The 22,015-nt window shown below is 69.3% G+C and carries 19 protein-coding genes; 2 read left to right on the plus strand and 17 right to left on the minus strand.

Features of this window, described 5'->3' with window-relative positions; all coding sequences use genetic code 11:
- Positions 1 to 182: 182 nt before the first annotated feature.
- A complete protein-coding gene (locus tag FBY39_RS01615) occupies positions 183 to 836 on the minus strand; it encodes a hypothetical protein (protein ID WP_141929931.1) in 654 nt (217 codons plus the stop codon).
- Between the two features lie 229 nt (positions 837 to 1,065).
- Between FBY39_RS01615 and FBY39_RS01620 the strand changes: the two genes are divergently transcribed.
- The gene (locus FBY39_RS01620; RefSeq protein WP_141929932.1) at positions 1,066 to 1,752 is read left to right on the plus strand and encodes a hypothetical protein; all 687 of its coding nucleotides are present in this window, start codon (positions 1,066 to 1,068) and stop codon (positions 1,750 to 1,752) included.
- Positions 1,753 to 1,767: 15 nt separating this feature from the next.
- Here the strand turns inward: FBY39_RS01620 and FBY39_RS01625 are convergent, their stop codons facing one another.
- Together FBY39_RS01625 and FBY39_RS01630 are read right to left on the minus strand one after the other, a co-directional pair.
- A complete protein-coding gene (locus tag FBY39_RS01625) occupies positions 1,768 to 2,127 on the minus strand; it encodes an SdpI family protein (protein WP_141929933.1) in 360 nt (119 codons plus the stop codon).
- 50 nt (positions 2,128 to 2,177) lie between these two features.
- Entirely contained in the window at positions 2,178 to 4,319 is a 2,142-nt protein-coding gene (locus FBY39_RS01630) for an MMPL family transporter (RefSeq protein ID WP_141929934.1), read from the minus strand.
- 82 nt (positions 4,320 to 4,401) lie between these two features.
- Here FBY39_RS01630 and FBY39_RS01635 point away from each other — a divergent pair, with 82 nt between their 5' ends.
- Positions 4,402 to 4,920 (plus strand): MarR family winged helix-turn-helix transcriptional regulator, encoded by a 519-nt coding sequence (locus FBY39_RS01635; protein ID WP_260837393.1) that lies wholly within the window; start codon positions 4,402 to 4,404, stop codon positions 4,918 to 4,920.
- Between the two features lie 30 nt (positions 4,921 to 4,950).
- Here FBY39_RS01635 and FBY39_RS01640 read toward each other — a convergent pair whose 3' ends face one another.
- From FBY39_RS01640 to FBY39_RS01705, 14 genes are all read right to left on the minus strand, one after another.
- Positions 4,951 to 5,619, minus strand: a complete 669-nt coding sequence (locus FBY39_RS01640) for an HAD family phosphatase (protein ID WP_141929935.1) — start codon at positions 5,617 to 5,619, stop codon at positions 4,951 to 4,953.
- Positions 5,616 to 6,197, minus strand: coding sequence for a TetR/AcrR family transcriptional regulator (locus FBY39_RS01645; protein ID WP_141929936.1), 582 nt, complete (start codon positions 6,195 to 6,197; stop codon positions 5,616 to 5,618). Before FBY39_RS01645 ends, FBY39_RS01640 begins: the two co-directional genes overlap by 4 nt.
- A 38-nt stretch (positions 6,198 to 6,235) precedes the next feature.
- Entirely contained in the window at positions 6,236 to 7,543 is a 1,308-nt protein-coding gene (locus FBY39_RS01650) for a multidrug effflux MFS transporter (protein ID WP_141929937.1), read from the minus strand.
- 37 nt (positions 7,544 to 7,580) lie between these two features.
- Positions 7,581 to 9,059 carry a M81 family metallopeptidase gene (locus FBY39_RS01655; RefSeq protein ID WP_141929938.1) on the minus strand — a complete coding sequence of 493 codons (1,479 nt, stop codon included), beginning with the start codon at positions 9,057 to 9,059 and terminating at the stop codon, positions 7,581 to 7,583.
- 14 nt (positions 9,060 to 9,073) lie between these two features.
- Entirely contained in the window at positions 9,074 to 10,567 is a 1,494-nt protein-coding gene (locus FBY39_RS01660) for a M81 family metallopeptidase (protein ID WP_141929939.1), read from the minus strand.
- Positions 10,568 to 10,584: 17 nt separating this feature from the next.
- Entirely contained in the window at positions 10,585 to 11,565 is a 981-nt protein-coding gene (locus tag FBY39_RS01665) for a Gfo/Idh/MocA family protein (protein WP_141929940.1), read from the minus strand.
- On the minus strand, positions 11,562 to 12,548 hold the full coding sequence (locus FBY39_RS01670; RefSeq protein WP_141929941.1) for an NAD-dependent epimerase/dehydratase family protein: 987 nt from the start codon (positions 12,546 to 12,548) through the stop codon (positions 11,562 to 11,564). Before FBY39_RS01670 ends, FBY39_RS01665 begins: the two co-directional genes overlap by 4 nt.
- Positions 12,549 to 12,566: 18 nt before the next feature.
- Positions 12,567 to 13,745, minus strand: a complete 1,179-nt coding sequence (locus FBY39_RS01675; RefSeq protein WP_141929942.1) for a nitrate/nitrite transporter — start codon at positions 13,743 to 13,745, stop codon at positions 12,567 to 12,569.
- A gap of 3 nt (positions 13,746 to 13,748) precedes the next feature.
- Positions 13,749 to 15,251 (minus strand): M81 family metallopeptidase, encoded by a 1,503-nt coding sequence (locus FBY39_RS01680; protein ID WP_141929943.1) that lies wholly within the window; start codon positions 15,249 to 15,251, stop codon positions 13,749 to 13,751.
- Entirely contained in the window at positions 15,244 to 16,626 is a 1,383-nt protein-coding gene (locus FBY39_RS01685; protein WP_141929944.1) for an aminopeptidase P family N-terminal domain-containing protein, read from the minus strand. The genes FBY39_RS01680 and FBY39_RS01685 overlap by 8 nt, the downstream gene beginning before the upstream one ends.
- Before the next feature lie 118 nt (positions 16,627 to 16,744).
- A complete protein-coding gene (locus FBY39_RS01690; protein ID WP_141929945.1) occupies positions 16,745 to 17,791 on the minus strand; it encodes a LacI family DNA-binding transcriptional regulator in 1,047 nt (348 codons plus the stop codon).
- 109 nt (positions 17,792 to 17,900) lie between these two features.
- A complete protein-coding gene (locus tag FBY39_RS01695) occupies positions 17,901 to 19,424 on the minus strand; it encodes a M81 family metallopeptidase (protein ID WP_141929946.1) in 1,524 nt (507 codons plus the stop codon).
- Entirely contained in the window at positions 19,421 to 20,269 is an 849-nt protein-coding gene (locus tag FBY39_RS01700; RefSeq protein ID WP_141929947.1) for a sugar phosphate isomerase/epimerase, read from the minus strand. The genes FBY39_RS01695 and FBY39_RS01700 overlap by 4 nt, the downstream gene beginning before the upstream one ends.
- A gap of 82 nt (positions 20,270 to 20,351) precedes the next feature.
- The gene (locus tag FBY39_RS01705; protein ID WP_160132863.1) at positions 20,352 to 21,953 is read right to left on the minus strand and encodes an ABC transporter substrate-binding protein; all 1,602 of its coding nucleotides are present in this window, start codon (positions 21,951 to 21,953) and stop codon (positions 20,352 to 20,354) included.
- Between the last annotated feature and the right edge of the window lie 62 nt (positions 21,954 to 22,015).

The following is a 22,015-nucleotide window of genomic DNA, read 5'->3' on the forward strand; positions in this document are numbered from 1 at the left end:
ATACGGACCGCCGCACGTTTCCATGACCCCATGGCGCGATCGCCCGCCCCGTGCTACCCACCCACCCCGCCCCGCCCCCTGTCGAGACCCCGGGTTGTCGCCGAGTCACCCCGTCGTTTGCGTCAAGCAGCGGGGTCGCTCGGCGACAACCCGGTGTGTCGACGGGGGCGGTGGACGCAAGGTCAGGGGTCGAGCTCGCCGTCGAAGAGGCCGCCGTCGAGCAGCCAGTTGTAGCGGAGGCGCAGGGCTCGCTCGGTGCTCGCGACGAGAGTCGCCACCAGCAGGCTGACGTTCGCCCACGCCGGCAGGTGGATGGGCCTCACGAAGGTGCCGATGTTCTCGGCCACGATCGGGATGGCCGTGACCTGCTCGACGATCTGGGGCACGCCGAGCACGAGGCCCGCGACGAGGATGAGAACGGATGCCACGCCAATCCCCCGACTGATACCGGGGTGGTCGTGATCCAGGCGCGCTCGTCGCCCTTCCGCGGATCGCGGGTCGGGCGTGAGCTGACGGACCGTGCCATCGTCGGCGACGTAGTCGCAGCGCTTCAGTCCGAAGCCGCTCGCGGCGACCTCGATCGACCCGCCGGGAACCGCGAACGATGCGGGGAGCTTCGACTTCGCGCGGTTGATCCCGTCCTGATAGAGCTGCGCGACGACGTCACCGTTGGAATCACCCCACAGCCGCACATCGACCGACCAGGTCTCCCCCGTGCCACTCGGACCCCGCAGCCTCGCATGGAAGAGCGCCCGCGAGAAGGCCTGCCACCAGCGGAATCGGGAAAGCGGATGCCCGTCACCGGGCTTCACTCGTCGTCTCTTGCCGAATGCCATCCGCTCGAGCCTATGCCGCCCCGTCGCGAGACTGCACCTCGCTGCCGAGGCTGCGGGCGCAACGTGCAGTCTCGGCCGGAGGCTGCAGTCTCGGCGGGCGTCGGTCGCGCGCGAGGGAGGCCCTCGCCCCCGGGCGGGAGTCGGTCGCGCGCAAAGGGGGCGCGCCGAGCGAACGTAGGCTGGATGCTCCGGGTCGCGCGCGCGACCCTTCTCGCTGTCTGGAGGTCTTGTGTCCCGTCGTCCACTCACGATCGTCGTCGCGCTGTCATCCCTGGCCGTGCTCGCGGGCTGCTCGAGCACGAGCGCCGAGCCCGCAGCATCCGAAGACGCCGCGACGCCGCCGGCCGCGCCCGTCTACGTCGAGGAGGTCTATCCCGGTGGCATCCCTCTGGCCCCGGGGGATCAGGTCGAGGCGGGACAGTGGGCCATCACCGATGTCGCGGCACGGAAGGCCTCCGACATCGACGACACCCTGCCCGCGTCGATCCAGATCGCGTCAGGCGACCTCGTCGCCGTGACCGACGAGCAGCGCGCCGCTCTCGTCGAGATCGAGCCCTCGCTCGCGGACGGCGAGGTGGGCCTCGTGACCTACACGGTGCAGCTGCTGACCGGGTTCCCCGATGGGTACGTCGCGGGTGGCGGGAACGAGCTCTTCGATCCCGTGCTCGCCGACGGAAGCTCCACGGGGATCACCGCCTACAGCCCGGTGGGAGCACTCGACTTCTGCCGCGCCGGTGCCGCGTTCAGCGCCAACAACGGGCGCAACGTCGAGGGTGCGGTGTCGAACGGATGCTTCATCGTGACGTGGGACGACACTCCCCCCGCTGCGCTGGCCTTCATCGGGTCATCCAACCCCACCGAGATCTCGCCGTTCGCCGAGGCACCTGCGCTCTTCCAACTGCCGGCGATCGGCTGAGCGCATGGCGCCCGCTCAGCGGGGGGCGGCGTCCTCCCCCGTGGCGTTCGCTGCCTGGGCCGCCGCTGCGGAGCTGACCATGAGCCACGCCACGAGCCACGCGCACCCGATCAGCGCCGCGACGATCGCCGACTCGTCTCCCGCGAGCACCGCTCCCCCCGCGGCGACGAGGAGGCCCACGCTCCCCACCGCGAGAGGGAGGGCCGCGGCCGCGTGACCCCGCCGCCAGGCGGCATCGGATCGCAGCGTGGAGGTCGTGCGGATGCCGACCCACGCGTTCATCGGCAGCGTCCGTCGGCGCGCTCGCGACGCGATCCACAGGAAGACCACGCCGGCGACGAGAAGGGGCACGGCGGTACTGACGGCGATGAGCATGGGGATCGATCCTACGGAGGACCGCCACTCGACGCGAACGGGCGCGGCTCTCAGCGTCCCACCGGCACCTCCTCGACCGCCTCATCGACGACGACCGATTTCGCGGGGTCGGCGAGCGCGTCGGCACCGAGCCGACGTGCGCGGACGTCGCTCATTGCGGGCTTCCGCGGCCACCAGAAACGATCCTTCGCGATGAACGCCATCGCCGGAACGATCACGGTGCGAACGAGGAGCGTATCGATGAGCACGCCGATGCAGACGATGATGCCGATCTGCGTCAGCGTGATGAGGGGCAGGACGCCGAGGACGGCGAAGACGGCGGCGAGAAGGATTCCGGCGCTCGTGATGACGGCACCCGTTGCGGCGAGCGCGCGGATCATGCCCTGCGTGATGCCGAGCCGCTCCGCTTCCTCCTTCGCTCTCGTCACGAGGAAGATGCTGTAGTCCACACCGAGCGCGACGAGGAACAGGAAGCTGAACAGGAGCACGTTCACGTCGATCGCGGGGAACCCGAAGAGCGGCGTCTGGAAGAGCCACCAGCTCGCCCCGACGGCGGAGAAGAAGCTCGCCACGACCGCCACGAGAAGGAGGACCGGCGCGAGGATCGCCCGCAGCAAGATGATCAGCACGATGAGCACGAGCACGAGGATCAACGGGATGATGAGCGCCTGATCCCTCGCCTGCGCGTCGGAGACGTCGAGAGCCCGGGCATCGAGACCGCCGACGAGCGCCTCTCCGGATCCCACCGCGTCCAGTTCGTCGCGCATGAGCTCGACGGCGGCGAAGGCCTCCGACGTCTCAGGACTCGCGGAGAGCGTCACATCGATGCGCGCGACGTCGTCGGATTCCTCGCTGATCGTCGCCGAGTCGATGCCCTCGAGGTCGGTCAGTGCGGCCACGACAGCGTCGGCATCCTCGATCGGCGCCACGACGATCGCGGGCGACGTCGTGCCGGCGGAGAATGCGTCGGCCAGGATCTCCTGACCCTGAACGGCTTCGGGCTTCTGCAGGAACCGGTCGTTCTGCGAGAGTCCCGTCTGCACGAAGAAGAGGCCGCTCGCGAGAGCGCCGAGCACGGCGAAGCCCGCGATCGCGACGACGACAGGACGACGCGACACCGCGAGGCCGAGCTTCCCCCAGGGGCTCCGGGAGATGGCATCCGGCGAACCGAACCGCGGAACGTAGGGCCAGAAGAGACCGCGTCCGAAGAGAACGAGGGCGGCGGGGAGGACGAGGAGAGCGAAGGCCATCGCCACGATGATGCCGACGGCGCAGGCGAGGCCGAGCGCGCGGTTGCCGGCGAGTTCGCCGAGCAGGAGCGTCGCGAGGGCGAGCGCGACGGTCGATCCGCTCGCGATGATCGCCGGTCCGGCGCCGCGCACGGCCCGGCGCATCGCCTCGCGCCGGTCTTCGTGGAGCCTCAGTTCGTCGCGGTAGCGCGCGATGAGCAACAGCGCGTAGTTGGTGCCGGCACCGAAGACGAGGACCGAGAGGATGCCGGTGGTCGACGCGTCGAGCTGAACGCCGGCGGCCGCGGCCACCTGCCGCGCGACGGCGCCGGCCGAGGCATCCGCGACGCCGATGACGACGAGCGGCACGAGCCACAGCCACGGGCTGCGGTAGGTGACGAGAAGGAGGATGGCGACGACGATGACCGTCACGAGGAGGAGCGTGACGTCGGCACCCGCGAAGACGGCGGCGACGTCGACCTCGAACCCCTCCGCGCCCGTGAGGTAGACCCGCACGCCGTCGAGGTCGGCGGAGGCGGCATCCCGGATCTCCTGCGCCCGCTCCGCCTGACGCTCGACGTCGGAGACGGGGTCGAGGGGAACGACGACGAGCGCGACGGTGCCGTCGTCGGAGACCTGTGCGGGCGGGACGAACCCGTCCGGGGTGAACTCCGTCAGGTCGCCGAACACCTTGGCGTCGATCGCCGCGGTGTCGTCGGCGGTCAATTCGCCGTCCTCCGCCGCGAAGACGAGCAGGGCGGACGTCGTGTCAGCGCTCGGGAAGTCTTCCAGCAGCTGCTCGACCTGGACCGACTCCGCGGAATCGGGGAGTCCGACGGGCGGGGCCGTCTCGGTTCCGTCGCCGCCGGCGAACGCGAACAGCGAGCCCACGCCGATCGCGGCGAGCACGAGAACGATCCACGATGTCTTCGCGGAGGTGATGAATCTCAGAAGACCGGCCACGACTGCCTCATTCCTAGAAAGACTTATGTCTAGCTAATCTAGATACGAGCCTTTCTAGCACAAATCTTGTATGCTATGGAAGGTGGATGACGCAGCGGATGCCACGAGAACGGTCGAACCCCCTGACGGGGGCCCGTCCGTGCCCATGATGCGCCGCTCGACCGTCCTGCTCCGAGAGCTGCTCGAGCTCAGCGACGACTTCGAACGGCGGCTCGGTCAGGAGCTCTCCGTCAACCCCACCGATCTCGAGGCGATGGAGCATCTGCTGATGTCCGGACCGCTCGGCCCGAGTGAGCTGTCCCGCCGATTGAGCATCTCCACGGCATCCACGACGAAGGTCGTGGACCGGCTCGTCGAGCTCGGTCACGTGACGCGCGAAGACCACCCCACCGATCGCCGGAGCGTGCTGGTCGTTCCGACGGCGACGTCACGCGCGCGTGCACTCTCCGTCCTCATGCCCATGATCTTCGAGATCGATGCCGAGCTCGACAACTTCACGGCCGAGCAGCAGCACACGATCACGACCTACCTCGAGGGCGTCGTCAGCGTCTACCGCACGCACGCGGGGCCCGCCAGCGCGACGCGAGGCGCGCCGAGATAACCCCGAGGCCCGTTTCCTCGGGCGGGGCGCCTAGACCAGCGCCGCGAGGTCGGCGGGGCTGATCCCGACGAGTGACGGGCGGATGGTCCGGCCCGCGACAGGGCCGAGGCCGAGGGAGCGGTCGTGCGGGCTGGGCACGAGAAGCGTCCGGATGCCGGCGGACTCGGCGCTCGTCGCACCCGTCACGGTGTCCTCGACGGCGACGCAGCCGGCCGGATCGACACCCCGCTCGGCGAGCCGTCGGAGCGCCGTCAGATACGGCTCGGGATGCGGTTTCGAGTGGACGACGTCGTCGCCCGCGACGATCTCCTGGAAAACCGGGAGGCCCGTCGCTCGTGCGACCGCCTCCGCCACGGGACGATAGGCCATCGTCACGAGCGCGGTCGGGATCTCCGCCTCGGCGAGCGCGCGCAGCAGCTGCCGTGCGCCCGGCATCCAGACGACGTCGTCTGCGACGGCCGCCGCGACGTGCGCCGTGATCTCGTCGGCGAGCTCGGCGACCGACCCACGCGCGCCCCGCCGGACGAACTCACCGGCGTAGACGGGGGTGGGCTTGCCCATCGCCCAGTGCGCGTCCTCCTCCGTCCACGGGATGCCGTGCGCGTGCGCGACGGCTGCCTTCGCAGAGACCCACAGCGCTTCCGTGTCGGCGACCGTGCCGTCCATGTCGAACAGCACCGCCTGGAGAGCGCCCGTCACGAGTCGTCGTCCGTGGCGTCGAGGCCGAGCGCCGCGAGGAGGTAGTCGAAGTGGTCGGCCATCCCGATGGAAGGATCGAGCATCCACTGCAGCTGGATTCCGTCGGCGACGGCGATCAGGATCGCGGCGACCTTCGTCGCGTCGAGGTCGAGTCCGCGCGCGGCGATCCGCTCTCGAAGATCCGCTTCCAGTCGCTCGCGGATGCCGCCGTATCGCTCCACGAAGTACTCGTGGGCGGGATGCTCGGGGTCGGCCGCCTGCGCCGCGAGCACAGCCTGGAGCCGGACGAGCCCCGGCACGTCGGCGTTCATCCGGAGCGATCGCCCCATGCGCGGCAGGACGGACGCACCGTTGGCCGTCGCGCGTGCGAGCTCCTCCTTGCGCCGGACGACTTCCGTGAGCATCGCTTCCCGGGTGCCGAAGTAGTGGAGGAGGCCCGCCGGTGTCATGCCCGTCACTTCGGCCACTTCGCGCAGCGACGTGCCCTGATAGCCGGAGCGGGCGAAGACCGTCAGGGCCGCCTCGAGGATCTCCTCCCGCCGCTGGACGCCCTTCGCGTACTCGCCCCGCGCACTCATGCCACCACCGTACCCTCGGGGAGCCGGCTCACCGTGGCTCACAGCGGCCGCTCCGCAGCGCGCGCCGCGGCGGCGATCGCCCGCTCACTCCGCCGGGAGAGCAGCAGGGCGAGGATGGATGCCGCGGCGAGACCCATCATCGTGAGGCACATCGGCAGGAGGGACGTGGTCCCCCAGATCCCGACGAACGGGGCGACAGCCGATCCGGCGCAGAACTGGACGAAGCCGATCGTCGCAGCCGCGGAGCCCGTCGCCGTCGTCACGCGGTTCAGGGCGAGGCCGATGAGGTTCGGCCCGTTGAGCGCGAGCGGGGCCATCGCGCACGTGATCGCGACGGCGATCGCCGGGACCGGCGCGTCCACGGTCCAGAGCACCGCGACGGCGCCCGTCCCGGCGAAGGACAGGCCGAGCCCGAGCAGGACGAGCCGCTTCGCGCCCAATCGGCGCAGCCACTTGTTGGCGACGAAGTTGACGGTCACCGCGGCGGCGGCGTTCACCGAGAAGAGGAGCCCGAACTGTGCTCCGTCGAAGCCGAGGAGGTCCTGGTAGACGAAGGGCGAGGCCGATACGTAGGCCATGAGGGTCGCGTAGGACCCCGCCTGGACGACGACATAGACGAGGAACACGCGATTGCGCAGGTGCCGGACGATCCCGGGGAGCCCCAGCCATCGATTGCTCGTCTCGCGGTGATGCCGGTGATGCGTCTCGGGCACGACGGCCACGACGACGAGGAGGAGGGCGACGGCCACCGCCGCGAGGAACCAGAGAGGACCTCGCCACCCGAACCAGTGGACGAGCAGTCCCCCGATCATCGGGGAGAAGACGTTGAGGGCGCCGACGCCGACGGCGAGAGACGCCAGCGTCCGCGCGGTCGCGTCGCCGACGGTGCGATCTCGAATGATGGCGCGGCTGATGACGGTGCCGGACGACCCCGCGAAGCCCTGGACGAAGCGGGCGATGATGAGGGTCGTCACATCGGGGGCGAGCGCGGCCACGATCGCGGCTGCCGCGCACACCGCCGCACCCGCGATGAGCGGCCCGCGGCGCCCGAGCCGGTCGCTCAGCGGCCCGAAGACCAGCTGCCCCGCAGCGATGCCGATGAGGAACGCGCTCAGGGTGAGCTGGAGGGCGCTGGGCTGCACTCCGAAGGCGTCGGCGGCGACCGGGAACGCGGGGAGGAAGGAGTCCACGCTGTACGCCGTCATCGACATGATCGCCGTGAGGGATGCCATGAGCCCGAAGCTCACGCTGACGGTCGTCTGCGGATCGAAGCGACCGCGAGCCGTCCGCTCGATCCGACTCGACACCGTGACGCCCTCCCGCGAATACTGAACGTCATTCAGCATATCCTGAATGACGTTCAGTATTCGAATCGGGAACGCGTCAGAGCACGATCGGCGTGAGATCCGCCTCGAAGTCCTTGTCGAGCGGGAAGATCGGTCGCCACACACGCTCGAACGTCAGCCGGTCGAAGTCGAGGTCCGTGCCGCCCGGCGTGAAGGCCATGAACTCGCTCCCCGAGGTCTCGCGCTGGTTGGGGAAGAGGTAGCCGTTCTTGACGACCACGACGTCGTAGGGCGAGACGTCCGTGTAGGCCAGCCCGATCATCGCGAATGCGGGAGTGGCCGGATCGGCCGCACCCACGAACCGCTGGCGATAGCGCTGCAGGCTGACCGAGATCGTGCCCGACGAGATGACGGCACCGACGATGCCCTCGCCGTAGATCCCGTCGATGAGCTTCTCCACCGTCCACACGCCCGGCACGGGCGGCGCGAACCGCTCATCGACGACGGCACCGATGGCGCGCGACACGGTCGCGCCGACGCCCGCCTCGATCATGACGTCGAGGCTCGGCTCGTCGACGAGTCCGGCGAAGAGGAAGGTCGCACCGGAGGAGATCACGTCGCTGCGCTCGAGCGTCCGCGTGAGCGCCGCCGTGATGTCGCCCGACCCCCCGGCGGTCACGTTGTCACCCGCGTCGCTGAGGTACACGGGGCGTGCCGCGCCCGAGAGGACGAAGTCGAGCGCCTCGTCCCACGTGCCGTAGTGGGGGCTCGTGATGCCGAAGTCCGCCCGCGCGTCCCAGTATCCCCGCGCGATGTGCTCGGCCGCGCGGACGATCGCGTCCGCGTCGTCGCCCGTCGCGAAGACGGCGGCGGCGTTGCGATCCTCGTCCGCCCAGGGGAAACCGCACCACAGGTTCACATCGAGGATGCCGAACTGCTCGATCGCCGGGATGAGCGCGCCGAACACCGACGTCGCCGGTTCGAACACCGTCGACGTGCGCTCGCCGGGAAGAAGCACGGGGACGCGGACCCAGGCCTTCTTCGGCTTGACGCCGCGGCGGATGGTCTCGACCAGCTGGGTCACCGCGCGATCGCGGGTCTGCAGCCGGTCGATGTGGGGGGCGTGCCGGTAGCACGCCGCGAGATCGACGTAGCCCGCGAGCTCCTGCGAGAAGTTCCCGTGCGGGTCCATCGACACCGAGATGACGGTGTCGGGCCCCACGAGCTCGCGCACCCGGCCCACGAACCGCTCCTCGAGCCGCTCGCGCCCCAAGACGTTGAGCGCGCCATGGATGTCCAGATAGACGCCGTCGTACGGGAGCCCCGCCGCAAGACCCTCGAGGATCTCCGACTCCGCACGGTCGTAGAACTCCGGATCGACGGGGCCGCCGGCGCCGGTCGCGGCGCGCATGATCGGCACCCACTCGACGTCGGCGACGAGGTCGCCGAGGCGCTCATCCCAGTGGTAGTGCTCGAGCAGCTCGGGGCCGCGGAGGACCTCGAAGATCGGCTCGCGCATGATGTCGTGCGAGAACGTGCTGCATTCTCCGGATACGCCGGCGATCGCGATACGCATGAGGGTCCTTTCGGTCAGCGGGCAGGAAGGAGGAGGGGTGCGAGGTCGGGCTCGAACCCGTCGTCGAGCGGAAAGATCGGACGCCACACGCGGTCGAACGAGAGGCGGTCTGTGTCGAGGTCGGTGCCGCCGGGGGTCAGCGCCATGAACCAGCTCGCCGCCTCGTCGGTCTGACCGGGGAAGAGATAGCCCACCTTGACGACGACGACGTCGTAGCCGTCGGACGGGATGTAGGCGTGGTTCGTCAGCGAGCTGCGCGATGTCACGGCCGCGAACACCTTCGGATCCATGAAGTAGGACCGACCGCGCTGGACCATCGCATGGATGTCGCCCGCCGCGAGGACGGCCCCGACGACTCCCTCGCCCTCGACAACCCCCGGGACGAGGCGCTCCACCACCCACTCGCGCTCGACGGGGCCCGCGAAACGGTCGTCGAGAAGCGCGCCGATGCCGCGCGCGAGCGTCGCGCCGACGCCCGCCGTCACGGCGGCGTCGACCGATGCGGGATCGACGATCCCCGCGAAGAGGAACCGTCGACCCGATGCCACGACGTCCGGGCGATCGAGCGTCTGCGTCAGGGCGTACGTGATGTCCCCCGCGGAGCCCGCCGTGACGTTGTCTCCCGAGTCGCTGATGAACAGCGGAGCGGGAGCACCGGCGAGCGCGAAGTCGAGCGCCTCGCTCCAGGAGCCGTGGTTCTCCGCGACGATCGTGAAGCCGTGGCGGGCATCCCAGTACGACTGCGCGATCTCGCGAGCGCAGGCGAGAGCGGCATCCGCCTCGTACGCCGTGACCATGACGGCGGCGGCGTTGCGGTCCTCGTCCGCCCACGCGAACCCGACCCACAGGCTCGCATCGACCACGCCGTGCCGCTCGATCGCGGGGATGAGTCCGCCGAACACCGAGCGACCGGGCTCGACGACGGTGGACGTCCGCTCGCCGGGGAGGAGGACGGGCACGCGCACCCACGCCCGATGAGGGCGACGGCCGTCGCGCAGCACGTCGACGAGCTTCCGGACGGCGCGCTCGCGGATCTCGCCCGAATCGATGTGCGGGGCATGCCGGAAGCACACCGCGAGATCGACCGACTCGGCGAGCTCGCGCGAGAAGTTGCCGTGGGTGTCCATCGACATCGAGATGACCGTGTCGTCGCCCACGACGGCGCGGATCCGGCGCAGCAGCTCCTCTTCGGCTCCGTCGCGACCGTCGATGTGCGCGGCGCCGTGCAGGTCGATGTAGAGGCCTTCGAGCGGCACGATCGCCGTGAGGCGCTCGACGATCTCGTCGGCGAAGGCGTCGAAGGCGTCCGGATCGACGGGGCCTCCGGCGCCACCGTGTGCCCGCACGGTCGGGAGCCACTCGATGTCATCGGCATCCGGGAACCACCCGGCCAGATCGTAGAGGTCGAGCTGTCGCCGACCGCGATGCACCGAGAAGTCGTCGGCCCGCATGATGGAGGTCGAGAACGTGCTCGACTCCGCCCCGAATCCCGTGATGCCGATGCGCATGCGCGTGTCCCTGCCCCTCACCGACCGGCGAGGACGATGCCGTTCTGGCGGCGGATGCCGTCCAGGATCTCCATGAGCGCGACGGACTCCTCGAGCGGCAGGAGAGGACTCCGTCGCTCGCCCGCCGTCACGAGCCGTTCGAGCTCGGTCGCCTGATACTGCATGCCGCGGGGTCGCACGTCGTTGGTCCAGCGTTCGATGACGGCACCGTCGTTGCGGATGACACGGAACGACGTCGGCGCATAGAACGTCTCCTCGAGCTCGATCCTCGCCTCGGTGCCGAGGACGGCCGCACGATTGGGACCCTTGACGTCGATCGCCGTATGGCAGATCGCGTGGGCTCCGGAGGTGAAGGACAGGATCGCGCTCGTCTGCGTGTCCACCCCGGTCGGACCGAGCGTCGACGTCGAGGTGACCGCGGTCGGCGTCCCGAGCAGATCGATCGCGAAGGAGATCGGGTAGAGGCCGATGTCGAGGAGCGATCCTCCCGCGAGGTCGGCGCGATTGAGCCGGAAGTCGGGATCCGTCGGCAGTCGCTGACCGCTCTCGGCGATCACCGTGCGGATGTCACCGAGGATGCCGTCTCGCACGATCTCTCGCACGCGCGCCATGTGCGGGAGGAAGCGCGTCCACAGCGCTTCCAGCAGGACGATGTCCGCCGCGTCGGCCGCCGCGACGAGCTCGCGCGCCTGCGCCGCGTCGACGGTGAAGGGCTTCTCCATCAGCACGTGCTTGCCCGCGGCGATCGCGAGCAGACCGTTCTCGTGATGCACGTGCGCGGGGGTGGCGACGTAGACGATGTCGACCTCGGGGTCCGCGACGAGGTCGTCGTAGCTGTCGTGCGCCCGTGCGATCCCGTGCTGCTCGGCGAACGCCTGCGCCGAGTCGCGCGAGCGTGATCCGACCGCCGTGACGGTGAACCCGTTGCCGATCAGGTCGGCCGTCTGCTTGTGGGCGATGCCCCCCGTGCCGAGGATGCCCCACCGCAGCCCGCTCATCGGGCCCGCTCCGCGAGACGGTCGTAGACGGCGTCGAGTTCGGGCTCGACGATCCGACGCGCCGGATCCGCGTCGTGCCAGTCGATGATCTCGCGCGCGCCGGCATCGAATCCGGTCGACGCGACGAAGCCGGGGACGAGGAAGCGGATGAAGGAGTTGTCGAAGACGTGGCTGTGCGTCCGATCCCCGAGGTGGAGCCCCTCCTGCGCGGGGATCGCGCGTACGAGCTCATCCGACGACACGTGGACGATGCGCGGCGCGGGGACGCCTGCTGCTTTCGCCATGATCGTCGTGATCTGGTCCCACGTGAGCACTTCGTCGGCCGTGATGTGCACCGCCGCCCCGATCGCGCGGGTGTCACCGAGGATCGAGACGAAGGCCTTGGCGAAGTCGCGCGCGTGGGTCAGCGTCCAGAGCGACGAGCCGTCGCCGTGGACGATGACGGGCGCACCGCGACGCATGCGGTCGATCGTCGTCCATCCGCCGGCCACGGGAATCCGCGTCTGATCGTACGTATGCGAGGGACGCACGATCGTGACGGGGAAACCGGTGTCGCGGTACGCCTCCTGGAGCACGAGCTCACTGGCGATCTTGTCGCGCGAGTACTGCCAGAACGGGTTGCGGAGCGGAGCCGCCTCCGTGATCGGCAAGAAGGTCGGCGGTTTCGCGTACACGGATGCCGAGCTGATGTAGACGTAATGTCCCGTGCGGCCCGCGAAGACCTCCACATCCCGACGGGCGTGCTCGGGCGAGTAGGAGATGAAGTCGACGACGACATCGAAGGACTCGTCGCCGACCGCCGCGCGGAGGGATGCCACGTCGGACACGTCCGCCGTCAGCCTGCGGACGCCGTCCGGTGCGGGGCGCAGGGTGCTCTCACCCCGCGTGAGGATCGTGAGATCGAGACCGCGTGCGACCGCCTCGGTGGTCGCGGCGGCCGAGATCGTTCCCGTGCCTCCGATGAACAGGACCTTCGACGTCATCGCATGAGCTCCTTCGCTTCAGACGGCGGCCGGCGCTCCGCGTCGCCACACGACGATCGCGAGCGTCGTGGCGACGAGGAATCCGACGCCGGACAGATACCAGATGGGGGTGGATCCCCAGACGGCGAAGAGCGCGCCGCCGACGATGGGGAGGATCGCGCAGCCGAGGTAGGACCCGGTCTGCACGAGGCCCGTCGCGGCAGGGGTGGCCCGCCCCGCCGTGCTCGACACGACATAGTGCGTGAGGCCCGTCCATCCCCACCCGACGCCGAGCACGAGGACGAGGCCGATCCCGAACGCCCACTCGCGCGTGAAGGCCATGAGAACGGAACCCACGAGGCCCGCCGCGAGCATGACCGTGATCGTGCGCATCGTGTTGCCGCCGCCACGCTCGAGGGCTCCCACCGCGATCCGCATGAACGCGCCCGTGAGACTCGCTGCGGCGAAGAGCACGCCGGCGACGGCGGGATGCATGCCGTGTTCGATGGCCGAGACGACGCCGAACGTGGACGCGCACGCAGCCGAACCCGCGCCGAGCGTCGTGACGGACGCGAGCGTGAGGAAGTACACGCGCTGCTCGCGCGTGAGGGGTGCGCTGGAGTTCTTGCGCACGGTGCCCTTGGGAAGGCGACGCGGACCGACGAGGAAGAACACCACGAGGACGACCGCTGCGATCCCTGCGGCGAGGGCGTACGCCCATCGCCAGCCGAGCGTCAGCGCGATGGCGGGGATCGCGAGCCCCGCGAGGAACGACGCGAGCGGGATGGCGGACTGCTTGACGCCGTAGGCGAGCGCGCGCCGTTCGCCCGACACACGGAGGTTGATGAGATGGTTCGTCGACGGGTGACAGAGGCCCGTCGCGACGCCGCCGACGGCCGCCCACACGAGGAACCACTGCCAACTCGGGGTGACGAGCGCCGCACCGACGAGACTCAGCATCGCCACGACGATCGTCAGGATGATGACCTTGCGGCTCCCGATGTTCGCCGTGAGCCTCCCCGACGGGGTGGAGCTCAACGCCGCGAACACCCAGTAGGTGGCGACGATGACGCCGAGCGACCACGACGGGATGCCGATGTCGCCGTTGATCTGGGTGAAGAGCGCCCCGATGAGGAAGGCGGGGATCCCGGAGACGACAGTGGCCCCGATCGAGATGAGGAGGGTGGACTTGCCACCGTCGCGCGCGATCAGTGACATCGGCTAGCGAGTCGCCCCCTCGATGACGACCGGCTCGAGGTCGGCGACGGTGTCGCGGTCGAGAGGATAGATGGGGCGCCACACGCGCTCGAAGGTCAGTCGGTCCATGTCGAGGTCCGTGCCGCCCGGCGTGATCGCCATGAACGAACTCCCCGCAGCGGCGAGCTGACTGGGGAACTGGTACCCGTTCTTCACGACGACCAGGTCGTACTCCGACGTGTCGAGGTGAATGCACCCCTCCCACCGCAGCGCGGGACTCGACGGGTCGTCCGGGGCGATGAAGGGTGCCGCATTCCGCTGCACGACGACGGACACGAGGCCGTCGCGGACGAGGACGCCCGCCGTCCCCTCGCCGTAGGCACCCTCGATGAAGCGCTCGACGGTCCACGACCCCGCGACGGGTCCCGCGTACCGCGCGTCGACGCGCGCACCGAGCGGGCGGTCGATCACACCGCCGACGCCCGCCGCCGTCGCGGCCTCGAACGCGTCGACGTCGACGAGGCCCGCGAACAGGGCGCGGATGCCCTTCTCACGGATGCGCTCCGAGCGGCGTGTGGCGTCGAGGGCGAAGGTGACGTCGCCCGATCCGCCCGCTCGCACGTTGTCGCCGGAGTCGCTCACGAACACGGGCCTGGCGGCGCCTCCGCAGACGAAGTCCAGCGCGTCGTCCCAGTCGCCGACATCGTCGACGACGATCACGAAGTCCTCGCGCGCGTTCCAGTAGCCCTCGGCGAGCGCTCGCGCGCAGGCGGCGGCGGACGCGGCATCCCATCCCGTGACGAGGACGGCGGCGGCGTTGCGGTCCTCGTCAGCCCACGCGAAGCCCACCCAGAGCGCCGCGTCGAGGACTCCGTGCTCGGCGATGAGGGGCTCGAGCGCGGCGAAGACCGTGCGTCCGGGCTCCACGACGGTGCTCGTCCGCTCGCCCGGCAGCAGGACGGGCACCCGCACCCACGCCTTGACGGGCTTCTCCCCCCGATCGAGCACGGCGACGAGGTTCGTCACGGCACGGTCGCGGGTCAGCAGATTGTCGACGTGGGGAGCGTGGCGGTGGCACGCGGCGAGGTCGACGAGGCGCATGAGCTCTTCGGAGAAGTTGCCGTGCGTGTCCATCGACAGCGAGATGACGGCATCCGGACCGACGACCTCGCGGACCATCGCGACGTACGTCTCCTCGGCGTGCTGCCTGCCGAGGACGTTGGCGGCGCCGTGCATCTCGAGGTACACGCCGTCATACGGCAGGCCGGCGACGAGGGCCTCGCGCGTCTCGGCGAGGATCGCGTCGAACGACTCCGGCAGCAGCGGGCCGCTCGCGGCCCCCATCGCGCGGACGGTGGGAACCCACGTGATGCCCGTCACCGTGTCGCCGAGTCGCGCATCGAAGTCGTACTGCGGGAGCATCTCGTCTCCGCGCGTGATCGCGTAGAAGCTCTCGTCGACGGTCCTCAGCGAGAACGTGCTCTGCTCGCTGTGGAGACCGGCGATCGCGATCCGATGCTCACGCACGGGTGATCGCGAGGTTCGGGGCGAGCCAGTACGGCGGCAGGTAGCCGGCGGCGTTGGAGAGCGGCAGAACCTCGTCGTGGAGGTCGATCCCGAACGTCGTCTTCAGCATGTCGCGACGCGCCTGGATGCGCTGCCACGCGCCGGGGTACTTCTCGGCGAGCTCGGCCCGGAGCTCCTCGTCCGCGAGCACGACGCCGTCTTCGATCTGCGACGTGTGGTGCGCGGAGCTCGAGACCATCGGGATGATGTCGAGCTGGATGGCGTTGCCGGACCGGAAGACGACCTCCGACCCCTTCGCGACCGGGGATCCGGGCCATTCGTCGAGGTGGATGAAGTGACCGGGATTGAGGAAGATGCCGAAGAACGGGTCGCCGATGCGGTCGAACGTCACGTCGTACATCTCGCCCGCCGTCATGCCGATGCGGACGTTCTCGTACCACGCCGCGGCTGTCGCGAAGTAGGGGATCACGAGGTCGTCGACGTACCCTGCGGCGTCTGCGGGGAGCTGCGCCGCGTGCTCGACGAGGTAGCCCGCGCGCGCCGTGTTGCTTCCCCAGTAGCCGAGTCCGGATGCCACGCGGTCACCGACCTGCAGTTCGCGGCTGCCCGCGCTCGCGACACCGAAGCGCGTGTTGGGACCGCCGAGCATCGTCGGGTGGTAGTTGAAGGGCAGCATGAGCGGACGCAGCAGCTGCGAGGCCTCGAGCTCGGTCATCCCCGGCTGGATGCCGTCGATGAGGTTGATGATCGACTGCGATCCGTGCGCCCCGACGAACTCGAAGTAGGCGATCTGGTCGACCTCGTTCTGGTAGCGCAGTCCGCCGTCGAAGCCGGTGAAGATGTCCGCTGCGTTGACGACGCGCTGTGCGGTGCGCGCGAGTTCCACGACGATGTAGTGGGGGACGTCGATCCAGCCCTCCGTGCCGGCGCCGGCGTACCACTTCCATCCCACGACGCCGATCGTGTCGAGGTCCGAGAGGCCCGCCTCCCGCAGGACGTCGGCCAGCGCGAGGTCATCGGGGTCCGGCTGACCCGTGAGGCTCAACTTCGAGAAGCGGACGACGTCGATGTCGTAGTCGATGATGTCGGCGTAGGCCACGTCCTCGTTGCCGACGAGGAGGCGCGGGGTGCGCCCCGGAACGAGGATGAGGAGGGCCTCTTCGTACCGGGGGTCGAACCCCGTCAGGTACGCGAGGTTCGCGAAGTGCTCACGGTCGGCGTAGACGACGAGGGCTGCGAGACCCCGATCGGCCATCGCACGCTCGGTCGCTGCGATCCGCGCCTCGTATGTCGAGCCGGGCACGCGAGGAAGGTCGCGCGGCAGGCCGATGGGCGGCAGCGAGATCTCCCGGAGCTCGAATCCCTGCGTCGTCATCCTTGGCCTCCTGTACCCACCCGGGGGCCGCGAGGCCCCGTACGACGATGCGTCGCACTGGTACAAGTTTTGCGCAATGTTGCTCTGTTGTCAAAATTTACGCAACGGCTGTGTGGAATCAGTGCGCGGAGGCGGGCGGCGCCGCGGAATCCCTCTCGATGAGGGCGACACCGATGATCGAATTCGTCACGGGACGGCTCGGGTCGTCGATGCGATTGGTCAGGAGTTCGACCGCCGCGCCCGCCATCCGATCGACCGGTGTGCGCAATGTCGTCAACGCGGGCGTCAGGACCGCGGCATCCGGGATGTCATCGAATCCGACGACGGAGAGGTCTTCCGGGACCCGCACTCCGAGGGAGCGCGCGGCGGTGAGGATGCCGAGGGCGATCGTGTCGCTCGCTGCGAAAACCGCGGTCGGCGAAGCTTCGGCCGCGAGGAGATGCGACATGACGGACACGCCGAACTCCTCGTTGAAGCTGCCCCGCAGGACCAGCTGATCGTCGCCGTCGAGCCCGGCCTTGCGCAACGCGTCGGTGTACCCGCGCGTGCGCTCCTGGACCGAGTGGAGGCCGGCCGGGCCCGTGACAAGGGCGATCCGGCGATGACCGAGGTTCGTCAGGTACGTCGTCGCCTGATAGGCGCCCGCGTAGTCGTCGACGAGGACCGAGTCGACGGGCGGCGCGGTCGTCAGGGCCTCATCGATCACGACGACGGGGCGACCGTTCGCGATGACATTGGCGAGCGACCTGTTGCTGGAGTACTGACCCGCGTAGATGATTCCCGACACGTCCTGCGACACGAGGAGATCGACGTAGTCCAGCTGCTTGCGCGCGTGACTCAGCGTCGAGCAGATCAGCACGGACAAACCCTGGCGCTCGGCGACCTTCACGACGGCGTCCGCGATGCGACCGAAGTACGTGTTTCCCACCTGCGGCACGATGAGACCGATGACGCCGTTGCGGGTCCGTCGCTCCTTCGTCGACTTGGGCGCCCGCGAGTAGCCGAGGCGGCTGATCGCCTCCTGCACGCGGGCCTCCGTCGCGGGCTTGAGCGCGAGCTGACCGGCGAGGTAGCGCGAGACGGTCGAGACGGACACCCCCGCCGCCGCAGCGATGTCATGAAGGCTCGGTTGACGTTCCGCAACTCCGTTGCGCGGTGTTGTCATGGATGCATCCGTTCGAATCGGGGCGAGCGCACTCTTGGCGGTCTGCAGAGGACCAGCGGATCCGTGTCAGTGTAGCGCCGTGTTGCGCGAGGCCCGCGGTTCGGGGCGGTCACGCGGGACCGTCCCGGAAGCTGTGGACGTTCGCCTTCTCGTCCCACGCGGCGTCGGGATCCATCGGGATGGCGGGCCGGGAGATGCGCTCCCACGACAGTGCGTCGAAGTCCATCGCCGACGGACCGGGACTGCGGAGGAGGATGAAGCGCGCCGCGACGTCCTCGAGCTGAGGAAGGAGGTAGCCGAACTTCATGACGTAGACGGCGTGGCCCACGGGGTCGATCCCCATGGCTTCGAGCATCCCGGGCTGACCGATGTAGAGCCGCACGGCGTGCAACGTGACGAGAGCGGACCCGATCCGCAGACGCACCCATGCTCCCTCCGATCGCGTCGGGGTCGAGCTCTCCGCGACGGGGTTCGGGATGACGATCTCGTCGCCTCCCGCTTCCACGACGGCCTCGACGACGCGACGGGGCCCCGAGCCGTCGAGATGCTCCGCACCCAGCTCGATGCGCACCGTCGATCCGACGCCGGCCGCGCGGCACAGTGCGACCGTCCGGGGAGCGAGGATGCCGGTGACGACGACGTCGTCGAGCTCGGGGTGGTCCAGGACATGCTGAAGCACGATCGTGAGGTCTCCCCCGGCCCCCGCCGAGACGTTGTCACCGGAGTCCGTCACATAGGTCGGACGCTCGGTCGCGGCGGCGGCGACGGCGAGCCCTTCGTCGAGCGCGAGGTTCTCCATGCGCAGCGCGAACTCGTGGCGGCGACTCCACACGTCGCGCGCGATCTCAGCGGCGACCTCTCGAGCGAGCTCTTCGTCGCCGTCCGTCACGACGACGGCCTGCGTTCCCACCCACGGTCTGTCGTTCCAGCCGAAGCCGAGCAGGATATTCGCCTCGATGACGCCCGGGCGCTCGTCATAGGAGGGGAGTGCGCCCCACAGTTCGCGGGCGGGCGAGTAGTCCGTCATGCACTTCTCGCCGGGAATGAACATCGGGAGGTGAGCGTAAGCCCGGACAGGACGTGTGCGGCCGAGAGCCGCATCCACGACATGACCCGCCACGCGGTAGCCCGCGTCGTACTGGTCGCGGTGCGGAGCGGTCCGCAGAACGGTGACCGCTTGCAGTTCGGCGAGCATGTCGCCGGTCAGCTGCCCGTGCATGTCGAACGGCACACCGATGGGGACGCCAGGACCGATGGCCTCGCGCACGGCGAGGGTGAAGTCGGTGTCGCCGTGGACGTCGAAGCCGTCGACCTCGAGGGCTCCGTGATTGAGGAGCACGAGTCCGTCGAACGGGCCCGCCGCACGCAACAGCGCGACGGTCTCGTCCTTGATGGCGCGATAGACGTCCGCATCGACGCTCCCGCCCGACAGCGCGCGCGCGAAGATCAGCGGCACCGTCTCGACATCGGGGTCTTCCTTCAGCCGATCGAGCGCTCCGATCGTGCCCCGGTAGTTCGTCGTCGCGAAGAGTTCGTCGCCGCGGCGGATCTGGATCATCGACGCGTCGGTGAGGAACGGCGACCGCGCGAGGGTCTCCTGCACGAACCCCGCGACGGCGATGCGCACCGTCACGACGGGACTCCCACGCGAGTGAGCGCTGCGCGGGCGTCGACGACGCGCTCCTCTTCGGGCTGCGTGCGCAGGTGGGTGCTGAAGGGCTCGCTCTGCACGGGGCCCGTGTATCCGATGCGGGTCAGCACCTCGACGAAGCCGTCAGCGTCGATGACGCCCGTCGCCCCCGGCTGGGCGCGCTCCATGTCGAGCTGCGCGTCGCGATCGACGCCCTGCGGCGCATCGTTGAGATCGACCGCGAGGATCTCGGTGGGGTCGAGGGCGGCGATCTGATCGAGCGTCTCTCCCGCGGTGTACCAGTGGAAGGTGTCGAGGAGCAGACCGAACGATCCCGGATCGTCGAGGGAGGCGATGAGGGAACGCATTCCGTCCAGGTCGCTGATGAACGGATACCGGTAGGGAGCGCGCCAGGTCGCGGGACCCACGTACTCCAGGGCGAGTCGCAGTCCGTTCGCGCGGAGGAGCGGAGCCAGCGCGTCGAGTCTTCGCCGATGCAGATCGAGCGTCTCCTCGAACGGAAGCTCATCGTTGGCCGGGGCGAGCCACGCCGAGACCGTCGTCGCTCCCGCGTCGGCGAGCGCGGGCGCGAGGTCTTCGACGATCCCGATGAGGTCTTCGAACTCGTCGTCGCTCGTCTTCGTGCCGAGCGGTACGGGAAGACCCGCGAGCCCGAATCGCAGGCCGGCGTCCGAGACGAGGCGCACGAACCTCTCCCGCGTTCCGGGATCCCGGAAGAAGGGGACGAACGCGTCGACGGCGTCGAATCCGTAGGTCTCACCCAGGGAGACGAGTCGTTCGGGCGATGCGTCGAAGAGCAGCCGACGAGTACTGAGGACGGTGTACATGGATCCCCCGGGAGGAGTGCGGTCACGACGATGGTGACCCGGGCCCGGCGCGATGTCGCGCCGGGCCCGGGTGCTGAGAGGGCTACTCGACCGGTACGACGTACCAGGCGATGTCTGCCGTGCCGCTCAGGGGAGCGTGCGCGGTGCCCGTGATCTTGGCTCCGTCCGAGATGTACGGGTAGGCGCTGTGGAGCACGCCGCCCTGCCACGCGAGGTCTTCGTACGCGTAGCGGTACACCGCCTCGACGGCGTCCTGAGCGTCATCGGGCGACGCCGCGAAGGCCTCGTCGATGAGCGTCGTCAGCTCGGGATCGGTCGACTCCCAGGGGTTGAACTGGTTGGCCGGGCCGAAGAAGCTGTTGATGACCGTGTAGGCGGTCAGCTGACCGTAGGCGTACAGCGCGACGGGGAACTTCTTCGCGACGATGTCGGTCACGGCCTGGCCACGGTCGCTGTAAGCGACGAGGTTCGCCGTCACGCCGACATCGGCCCAGTTCGCGGCGATCGCCTCGAGGGTGATCTGCGATGTGGGGCTCGAGGTGTCCACGGCCACGTCGAACGTCAGGTTGGTGACGCCTTCTTCTTCCAGGATCTCCCGCGCGCGGTCGGGGTCGTACTCGTACAGGCTGTCGACCTCCTCGTTGTATCCGAGGGTTCCGGGCAGTGCGAGCATGCCGCCCGGCGTCGCGGTCTCACCGAACGTCGCCGTCGTGACCGCGTCGCGGTTGATGGCGTAGTTCAGTGCCTTGCGCACCTCGGGGTTGGCCAGTTCGGGGACGAGCTCGCCCTCGCGGTCGAGGTAGTTGATGCCGAACAGACCGAGGTCGACGAGCTCGACCGTGAGGTCGGTCCCGATGGCGGCCTCGTACGACGCCGCGTCACCGCGCGTGAGCTGTGCCTCACCGTTCTGAACGGCCTGGAGAGCTGCGGCCGCGTTGGGGACGACCTTGATGACGACCTCGTCCCACGCGATCTTCTCGGGGGCCCAGTAGTCGGGGTTCGGGGTGTAGTAGTACGAGTCGTTGACGACCGTGCGCTCGGAATCGAGGATGTACGGCCCGGCGCCGTAGGTGTTGCTCTTGAGCACCTCGGGGTCTTCGAGCGCCGCGGGGCTGATGATCGAGCCGAGCAGCACGCGGTTGCTGAGCATCGTCGGAAGCGACGGGTTGGGCGATGCGCTCGTGAACTTCACGGTGTTCTCGCCGGTCGCTTCGATCGTCTCGAGCGAACCCCAGTAGCTCCCGGCGTTGACGCCGTTCTCCTTCGCGTACTCGAGGGATGCCACGACGCCTTCGGCCGTGAGCTCCTCGCCGTCCGAGAACGTGACGTCGTCGCGGATCGTGAGCTCGAGCTCGCGGTTCTCGTCGTCGAGGAACTCCCACTCGGTGGCGAGATCCGGCTCGAGGTTCCCTTCCGGGTCGATGCGGATGAGCGCGTCGTACGCGAGGTTGATGTACCAGTTGTTCTGCGGGTCGACGTTCTGCAGGTAGGGGTCGAGGCTGACGGGCGGCGCCGTCGACGCGACCGTCAGAACCTGGGGCTCGCCGCTGTCGCCGTCGGTCTCCTCAGCGGGCTCCCCTCCGGAGCACGCCGTGAGGGCGAGGGCGGACGCGGCGATGAGGCCGGCAGCGGCGAGGACTGCGCGCCTGCGCCGTCCTGCGCCTATTGTGTGAGATGCGAACATCCTTTTTTCCTCCATGTGATGTGACAGTGTCGGCGTGCCGGTTCCAGCGGCTCGTCGACGCG

This window comes from Microbacterium sp. SLBN-146, from assembly GCF_006715145.1.
Taxonomy (GTDB): domain Bacteria; phylum Actinomycetota; class Actinomycetes; order Actinomycetales; family Microbacteriaceae; genus Microbacterium.

Bases quoted from the DNA above. Each gene is read 5' to 3' on its own strand.
- FBY39_RS01615 (WP_141929931.1), bottom strand. From the start codon at position 836: ATGGCATTCGGCAAGAGACGACGAGTGAAGCCCGGTGACGGGCATCCG.
- FBY39_RS01625 (WP_141929933.1), bottom strand. From the start codon at position 2,127: ATGCTCATCGCCGTCAGTACCGCCGTGCCCCTTCTCGTCGCCGGCGTG.
- FBY39_RS01645 (WP_141929936.1), bottom strand. From the start codon at position 6,197: ATGAGTGCGCGGGGCGAGTACGCGAAGGGCGTCCAGCGGCGGGAGGAG.
- FBY39_RS01650 (WP_141929937.1), bottom strand. From the start codon at position 7,543: ATGCTGAATGACGTTCAGTATTCGCGGGAGGGCGTCACGGTGTCGAGT.
- FBY39_RS01655 (WP_141929938.1), bottom strand. From the start codon at position 9,059: ATGCGTATCGCGATCGCCGGCGTATCCGGAGAATGCAGCACGTTCTCG.
- FBY39_RS01660 (WP_141929939.1), bottom strand. From the start codon at position 10,567: ATGCGCATCGGCATCACGGGATTCGGGGCGGAGTCGAGCACGTTCTCG.
- FBY39_RS01665 (WP_141929940.1), bottom strand. From the start codon at position 11,565: ATGAGCGGGCTGCGGTGGGGCATCCTCGGCACGGGGGGCATCGCCCAC.
- FBY39_RS01670 (WP_141929941.1), bottom strand. From the start codon at position 12,548: ATGACGTCGAAGGTCCTGTTCATCGGAGGCACGGGAACGATCTCGGCC.
- FBY39_RS01675 (WP_141929942.1), bottom strand. From the start codon at position 13,745: ATGTCACTGATCGCGCGCGACGGTGGCAAGTCCACCCTCCTCATCTCG.
- FBY39_RS01685 (WP_141929944.1), bottom strand. From the start codon at position 16,626: ATGACGACGCAGGGATTCGAGCTCCGGGAGATCTCGCTGCCGCCCATC.
- FBY39_RS01690 (WP_141929945.1), bottom strand. From the start codon at position 17,791: ATGACAACACCGCGCAACGGAGTTGCGGAACGTCAACCGAGCCTTCAT.
- FBY39_RS01700 (WP_141929947.1), bottom strand. From the start codon at position 20,269: ATGTACACCGTCCTCAGTACTCGTCGGCTGCTCTTCGACGCATCGCCC.
- FBY39_RS01705 (WP_160132863.1), bottom strand. From the start codon at position 21,953: ATGTTCGCATCTCACACAATAGGCGCAGGACGGCGCAGGCGCGCAGTC.